The following is a 7,484-nucleotide window of genomic DNA, read 5'->3' as shown; positions in this document are numbered from 1 at the left end:
TGAAACTTTTTGCAAGTTGGCCAAAGAGTTACAAATAGTACTGATAGCCCCTATTTTTGAAAAGCGGACACCAGGCATTTATCATAATACCGCGATCATCATTGACGCCGATGGAAGCATCGCAGGTACTTATCGGAAAATGCATATACCTGATGACCCCTGCTTTTTTGAAAAATTCTATTTCACCCCAGGTGATACTGGATATAAAAGTTTTCCTACCCGCTATGGCAGGGTTGGAGTACTGATATGTTGGGATCAGTGGTTTCCTGAAGCAGCAAGGCTGACAGCATTATCGGGAGCACAGTTTTTGTTCTATCCTACCGCTATCGGATACCAAGATGAAGATATCAAAGTTTCAGAACAACAGATTTGCGCATGGAAAACCATCCAAAAATCCCACGCAATTGCTAACGGTGTATTTTTAGGTTCTGTTAATCGGGTTGGCCGGGAAAACGCGTTAACTTTCTGGGGACGCTCTTTCATATGCAATCCCTTTGGAACAGTAATAGGACAGGCAAAAGATGAATCACAAATTGTGATAGCACGATGTTCTCTCTCAGAAATCGAATCAACCCGACAAAACTGGCCTTTCTTAAGGGACAGAAGAGTAGATTCCTATCAAGATCTATCCAGATTGTATCTTGACAATGAATAATGAAATTCCCAAAGACTACCGTATGCCAGCAGAGTGGGAGCCTCATTCTGGGACCTGGCTAACCTGGCCGCATAATTCAGAAACCTGGCCCGGTCAGGATATGAACCAAGTCGAATCAGACTACCTGCAAATCATAAAAGTTCTCGCAAAGGGAGAACAGGTCCACGTTCTGGCACTAGACAAATCGTCCGAAGCTGATATTCATGAAAAACTGGTATCCAGCGGCATCAACATGGACCAGGTTTTCCTGTATGACATACCCACCAATGATTCATGGATCCGTGACTACGGTCCCAATTTCCTGGTTCGTGAAAACGATATGGCAATCAACGATTGGGATTTTGACTCATGGGGAAGAAAATATAAGTGGGAGCTCGATGACCTGGCGTGCAGTATTATTGCAGAGCAATTACACATACCAGGTTTTAAACCAGGAATAGTTTTAGAAGGTGGAGCGATAGATGTAAACGGTCGCGGTTCATGCCTGACCACAGACTCCTGCGTTCTCAACCCTAATCGCAATGGAGGTATCCGCCGGGAACTTATGGAAGAATATTTCAAAAATTATCTAGGGGTCTCAAAAACAATCTGGCTGCAAGGTGACCTTGAAGGAGACGATACAGATGGACACATTGATAATCTGGCCCGGTTTGTGAACCCAACCACTATAGTATGCTCTTTTGAGGAAAATGAAAGAGACAGAAACTATCTTGTTTTAAAAAACAATTTTGAACGCTTGCAAGAAGCGAAAGATCAGGACGGAAACCCATTCAAGGTTATTCCCCTGCCAATGCCGGGTTACGTTGGTTCAAAAACAGAGCGTTTACCAGCCAGCTATGCCAATTTCTACATAGCCAACCACGCAGTACTGGTACCTATTTACGATCACCCTAATGATCAAAAAGCTCTGGACCTTTTAATCCCTTTTTTCCCTGACCGAGAAGTCATCCCCATTCAATGTAAAACACTTATTTGGGGCCTGGGGGGAGTTCATTGCCTCACTCAGCAACAACCACGCCCAATAAAATAAATCCAGCTAAATCACGCGGCATCTAAATAATAAGCAACCATTGATTTAAGGAAAGTAACCCCATTACTAACCGCAACCCTTTGGAGGTTGATCATGGTGACAAAACATACCCCCCATAAATTCGCCAAAAACACAAAAACCCGAACAGAAATTGCTGATTATATGACCACTTCCATAATCAGCGTTGAGCCAGATACCACCATTTTTGATACGGCTAAACTATTGACTGAAAAACATATTGGCAAAAAACAATTTTCGACACCTTCCTGTCACAGAAGACGACAAAATTGTAGGGATAATTTCGGTTAGAGACCTTGTGGCTTTTTTCGCTAACCCGCGGTTTAGATAATCAGGAGTCGGTGGAAGACTCTGCCTGCTCTGGAATTTGAGGAGTGTTTTTAAGTCTATCAAGTTCTTCCTCTAAAGAGGAAATAGACCGTTTTTGTTTGCGAATTGTGGATTTTAATTTAAACCGGTCAAAAATGCCCATCAACCATGCGATCAAAAATCCCAATATTAAGGGAAAAACAAGCACTATCATTAGCGGCAATTCAATAGCATGGAGTTCGAGTTGTAAATCGTAATAGTTAAGTTCCACCGATCCCATGTTCTTCACAGCGAACGAAGCAATGACGATCAGCAATAGGATCGATATTATGAATTTTATGGCTGGCATGAATTGAAAACTAAAGGGGATCTATAATAATTCGATGGTTCTACATTGTTGCAACTCGCCACCCTTTGGGTCGCTCATGACCAAAGGCGATACTCAGGTTGCCTTAAAGGGTGTAAGGGAAGACTACACTATTATTCGTCTTCGTCGTCCTCTTCTTCATCACCACCTTCTTCTTCCCCACCTTCAGAGCTTTCCGCTTCTTCAGCATGCTCGGACTCTTCTGTAGCGGGTTCTTCTGCAGCAGGTTCTTCAGCCGCGGGCTCTTCTGCAGCGGGTTCTTCAGCCGCGGGCTCTTCTACAGCGGGTTCTTCAGCCGCGAGCTCTTCAGCATGAGCGGCAGGTTCTTCAGCGTGGGCTGGAGCTTCTTCTGCCGGTGCTTCACCTGCTGCTGCGGCTGCGGGTGCTTCTTCTAAACTGATGATTCCTGCAGGCATACCCTGAGTGGCGCTTGGGCCTGCTCCCAACTCAGTCAACAAAGCTTCTATACCTGCTACGACTTCATTGGATTTAGCTTTGACATCAGGTGAGTTTCCCATAGACATTTCCTGGACAGTAACCAATGCTCGTTTCAGCTCCATCACAGCCATCATACGCTCATAGTTACCAACCTTATCTTTCAGCCCGGAAATATCTTTATTAACTTTATTAAAACCATCATCTACATGTTTTTGCAGAGGAGCTATTTTTTCTTCAAGGCTGGTTACAGCACCGTCCATACCCATCACCCGGGTATCGAGATCACGGACAAAAAACAGAATGAATATAATCGCCAAAGCCGCCATGCCAAAGCCCAAAAATGCAACAGCCTTTAACATATTCATCTCTTCCTGTTCCTCCTGGACAGGGGGTACAGGTTTATTGAATTCGGCTTCTTCGTTCACGTTATCTTTTGAGGCTCCCTGAGCATAATATCCGCTCGCGTCTTCTTTTTCCTCACGCTTTATTTCTTCTAATCGTTCTTCGGGAGTCTTTTCTTTGCCTTGATCATCCGTTGTCATAGTTCAACCTTTAAAAAATATAATTTTCTTATCCCAAATCGTCTTCAGGACAACATTCAAACAAACTAAACCCGCCACTCAACATCTAAATCATATATAATCAAGAGGTAGATGAGGACAGAAATACCAACCCTCAAGTCTTTTTCAGAGTCATCCTCAGAAAAATGCTCCGATTTTTTTCTACACGGAGAGAAAAATGAAGACTGATAGTACAAGCGGAGTCCGTATTTTGTCAAGAAAAATCAGGGTAAATATACTGCTCATTCTCAGCCTGTTTTTACCTGGATGGCATATCCATCAAAGCTTTGCAAACGATGCGGAACTCCTGATGAGCCCGGAAATGGTGAGTGCCATTCCCATGGACCAGAGAGTCATTGTCGACACTCGCCCTTCATGGAAGTTTCTTCTCAGTCATGTTCCCGGGGCCATAAACCTTTCCGACTGGCAGGAGTTCACAAGCACGCAAAATGGGATAAAAGGGTTACTCAGAAACGATAAAGATTTTATCTCTAAAAAACTAAGTCCTCTCGGGTTTTCCCCTGAAAAAACTATTATTGTCTATGGCGACCCTAAAGACCCCTGGAGAACAGATGGCAGGTTTTTCTGGATGTTTGAGCATTATGGTTTTAACAAGGTAGCTATTTTGAACGGAGGATTAACGAGCTGGAAAAATGCTGGCAAAAAAGTTCAAAGAGGACGCCAAAATCCAAAACCCGCCACTGGCTTCACCTCAAAAAATATTCAATTAAATAATAAAGTTATCGCAGATAAATATATGATTAATAATAGTTTTTTAAGCTCTGGGTTTTCGATTATTGATAACAGGACGCGGCGCGAGTTTGACGGGGACACCCCTTATGGATCACCAAGAGGGGGACACATCCCAAACGCGATCCACATCCACTGGCCCGATTTTTTTCAAAACGACGGTAGCCTCAAAGAATTGAAAGACCTCAATATATTATTGAAAAAAAACGACATTAAACCAGATCAGGAAATCATTGTTTATTGTACTGGAGGGGTCCGGTCGGCGATGGCCTATTTTGTTTTCCGTTATATGGGATATAAAGTCAGGAATTATGATGGCTCATGGTGGGACTGGAGCCAGTCATCTTTTCCTGTGGAGGCGGGTTCATGATGGTCGAATTTGCCGAAGTCGCGGATGCCAATGATATTCCCCCGGGAGAACGAAAGCGTGTTGAGGTGAACGGTGAACTCATCACTATATTCAACCTGGAAGGAGAACTGTTCGCCATATACGATCGATGTCCACACAAAAAAACAGCTCCGCTGGTCCGGGGTACTTTAAGCGGCGTTGGCATAAAGTGCCCCAACCACGGATACCGGTTTGATCTCAAAACAGGGAAATGTGACCGGGGAAAAGAATGGAACACACGAGTCTACCAGGTAAAAGCAGAGAACGGTAAAATCCTCGTTGGCCCCGAAATCAAAACAACCTAATGGGAACCTTCATCATGACTGTGGGAAGACCCTTCTTCATGACTGTGACCACCACCATAACCTCCACCTCCGGAACCTTCAGCCATAGGCATTCCAGCAGGACGGCCCAAAGCTTCAGAACCATGCTTCAATGCTTCGTTGTAATGTTTTAACGCTTCCCTGGCGTGCTGCAATGAAACAGGACCATGGGCCTTTAAATCTTCACTGGCATCCTGCATTTTCAAGCTGAACTCCAGGTGCTTCACCATTTCTTCCAAGTGAAGATACCCTTCTTCACCATGCCCAAGTCCCACACTGGCATGACCGCCGGACTGAGCCCACGCAGAACCCCCTGTCAGGGAAACCAATATAACCAATATACCTAGATGCTTCTTCATAATACCTACCCCCTTCATCATAGCTATCAAATAATATTATTGTACTCCTTTAGGAATTAAAAATTCAGGAAAAAATCATGGCATCATTACTATCGTTTCTCACATGGATGCTGGAAATAGAAAAAGCCCCCGGATCCATCCGGAGGCTTTGATTTTAATTAAATTTAAATTTGGTTAAACCTGGGTACGCATCACTTCCTGATAAGCTTCCACTATTTTGTTGCGCACCTGCATGGTCAGTCGGAACGCGAGGTCGGCTTTGCCCACAGCAATCATGGTTTCGTGAATATTACGGGTGTCCCCGGCAACAAAATCCTGAATGGCGTTATCGGCTTCCTTCTGCATGGTATTAACCTTATCCAGCGACTGCGCGAGAGTATCGGCAAAAGATGGACCATCGACATTCGATGAGTCTCCCTTCGGTGTGCTCAGTCCTTGCGATGGACCCGGGCCTTGCAAACCTTTTAAATGGCTGGATACAGTAATGTCTTTCATATACTAAATATCATCAAAAAATATCTTATTTATTATAACAAAAAATCATCAAAAAGTTTCATTATTGGGCCGCCGATTCAGTGATCGCAGAGCGGACGGTTGATCCCCGTTTCATCATCAATTGAACCGTTGCGTTGTAAATAATCTGGTTTTCTGCCATTTTGGCCATTTCGTTATCGATATCGACATTATTTCCATTGGATTTTGCCGCCCTGTCCTCTTCAAACGGATCTGGAGTCAAATCTCCGATGCTGGATGGGTTTGGCCCAAAGTGCTTTTCATTGGTTGATCTGAGGTTCAGCGCCCCTTTAGATCCCAAAGCTTCACGCAATTGCGCCTGAAAATCAATGTCGCTGGCCTTGAACCCCGGAGTGTCCACATTACTGATATTTGAAGAAATCAGGTTCTGGCGCGTCGACATCATGTTCAGGCTCTTTTTCATGAGCGTGGGAACAGCGTCTGAAAACAGTATTTTGTCAATCAGTGGCATATCAAATCTCCTTGCCGTTTATAGAGCAAAACGTATGCCAAGCGGCCAGAAACACTATTTTTTTCTCAGCAAGGCTATAAACCCTTATTTTTAAAACTGTTTGGGTGTGGGACTATAAACCGGCCTCCACCCTTCCCTCCATCAAGATCCCGATAAGCGACTGAAAACCGGCGTTTTTTGCCGGTTCTTTGACATATTTTCCTGCCCCAAATTAAAGGAGCCAGTAGATACCCAGCTTTATCAACTCCATGAGTCGGATGATCTTTTGAGCGGTATGTTTAGTTTATTCGACTTCCAGCTGGCCCCAGAAATCATCCAATTGAAGGTGGAGCCGACATAGCCAAAACTACAACTCCGGGTTAGCAAATCAATATCGATATTGTGCTTTGCACATGCATAGGATATGGGGATTCCCGCTATAAAAATTAATTTCTGATGCAAAGAGAATTGCATAACAAGGAATTTGTAAACCCATATGCTATAGTAAGAGTTGCTCCAATCGCCTCTAAGGCAAGAAATGAGATACCCCCTAAAGCAGTATTGGCAATGTCGAACTCAGACCATTTCCGATACTTTTCAGGCACATAACGTAGTGAGTATTCCTCTAAACTTTCATCATTTACCCAATCGTTATAAGTCTGTTGTTTTTCGGTCATACGATAAATTATTGATTTAATTAACTTTTGTAGTTTAAGCGATTTATTTTTATTTACTAATCAAAAAATTAAACTGCCTAACTCTTCTGAACGCAAAACATCTCATACCCTGTTTTTCAAAAGATAGGTTCATAAATACCTATATTTATTCTATAATTATTATTTTACTATGTATTTTTATTACTCAATTATATATATTTTATGAAACCGAGCACTTCTGAAGTACTAATATCCCGCTATGGCAAGGAAAGTTTGCCGGATATTCTTCATCACATCGCCACCCGCCTGAAAAAGCTTTATAACTGCAAAACGGTACGGATCTATCTCGAAGATCTCTATGAAGGGATGCTGATTTGCCAATACGTCACTGACCAGAACAAGACAAATGAGCAACATATCTCAAAATTTGTTTCCCCGGAAGACTCAATCATTTCACAGGCATTTTTGAAAAATGAAGTGGTTTTCTCGTGGGACGAACCCGAGAAGTTCGCCAAGATACAGAATCCTTTTGAAAAACTAGCAGGCATCAAATCAACCGCCGTATTTCCTATCACCCATCAGTTTCAGCCCATTGGTACCATTAGCCTGGATTGGGGAAAGGTCGGTGAGTTTCTAAACAACCAGCAAAAAAAGGAAGTTGTCGACT

General features: G+C 43.2%; 9 protein-coding genes and 2 pseudogenes. 6 read left to right on the top strand and 5 right to left on the bottom strand.

Annotated features, from left to right (window positions below; genetic code table 11):
• The 3 genes from F3741_10920 to F3741_10910 form a co-directional block, all read left to right on the top strand.
• Positions 1–655 (top strand): acyltransferase (locus tag F3741_10920; protein ID MZG31291.1); only part of this gene is annotated, 655 nt, incomplete at its 5' end.
• A complete protein-coding gene (locus F3741_10915; protein MZG31290.1) occupies positions 648–1,685 on the top strand; it encodes an agmatine deiminase family protein in 1,038 nt (345 codons plus the stop codon). The genes F3741_10920 and F3741_10915, both read left to right, overlap by 8 nt.
• Positions 1,686–1,911: 226 nt before the next feature.
• Positions 1,912–2,034, top strand: coding sequence for a CBS domain-containing protein (locus tag F3741_10910; protein ID MZG31289.1), 123 nt, complete (start codon positions 1,912–1,914; stop codon positions 2,032–2,034).
• Here the strand turns inward: F3741_10910 and F3741_10905 are convergent, their stop codons facing one another.
• Positions 2,035–2,361 (bottom strand): LapA family protein, encoded by a 327-nt coding sequence (locus tag F3741_10905; protein MZG31288.1) that lies wholly within the window; start codon positions 2,359–2,361, stop codon positions 2,035–2,037.
• 224 nt (positions 2,362–2,585) lie between these two features.
• Positions 2,586–2,738, bottom strand: a pseudogene (locus F3741_10900) (cytochrome c1).
• Positions 2,739–3,555: 817 nt separating this feature from the next.
• Between F3741_10900 and F3741_10895 the strand changes: the two are divergent.
• Entirely contained in the window at positions 3,556–4,497 is a 942-nt protein-coding gene (locus F3741_10895; protein MZG31287.1) for a sulfurtransferase, read from the top strand.
• Positions 4,497–4,820 carry a Rieske 2Fe-2S domain-containing protein gene (locus tag F3741_10890; GenBank protein MZG31286.1) on the top strand — a complete coding sequence of 108 codons (324 nt, stop codon included), beginning with the start codon at positions 4,497–4,499 and terminating at the stop codon, positions 4,818–4,820. The genes F3741_10895 and F3741_10890 overlap by 1 nt, the downstream gene beginning before the upstream one ends.
• Here F3741_10890 and F3741_10885 read toward each other — a convergent pair.
• The 3 genes and pseudogenes from F3741_10885 to flgB all read right to left on the bottom strand — a co-directional run bounded on the left by F3741_10885 (position 4,817) and on the right by flgB (position 6,182).
• A pseudogene (locus tag F3741_10885) lies at positions 4,817–5,137 on the bottom strand (hypothetical protein). The gene F3741_10890 and the pseudogene F3741_10885 overlap by 4 nt on opposite strands.
• A 234-nt stretch (positions 5,138–5,371) precedes the next feature.
• The gene (gene fliE / locus F3741_10880) at positions 5,372–5,692 is read right to left on the bottom strand and encodes a flagellar hook-basal body complex protein FliE (protein MZG31285.1); all 321 of its coding nucleotides are present in this window, start codon (positions 5,690–5,692) and stop codon (positions 5,372–5,374) included.
• 61 nt (positions 5,693–5,753) lie between these two features.
• The gene (gene flgB, locus F3741_10875; GenBank protein ID MZG31284.1) at positions 5,754–6,182 is read right to left on the bottom strand and encodes a flagellar basal body rod protein FlgB; all 429 of its coding nucleotides are present in this window, start codon (positions 6,180–6,182) and stop codon (positions 5,754–5,756) included.
• Between the two features lie 857 nt (positions 6,183–7,039).
• Here flgB and F3741_10870 point away from each other — a divergent pair.
• Positions 7,040–7,484, top strand: a 445-nt coding sequence (locus F3741_10870) for a GAF domain-containing protein (GenBank protein ID MZG31283.1), incomplete at its 3' end; no start/stop codon positions are given.

This window comes from Nitrospinota bacterium (assembly GCA_009873635.1).
Lineage (GTDB): Bacteria > Nitrospinota > Nitrospinia > Nitrospinales > VA-1 > LS-NOB.
Note: the sequence above shows the minus strand (reverse complement) of the source record. Positions and strands in the feature narration are given on the sequence as shown.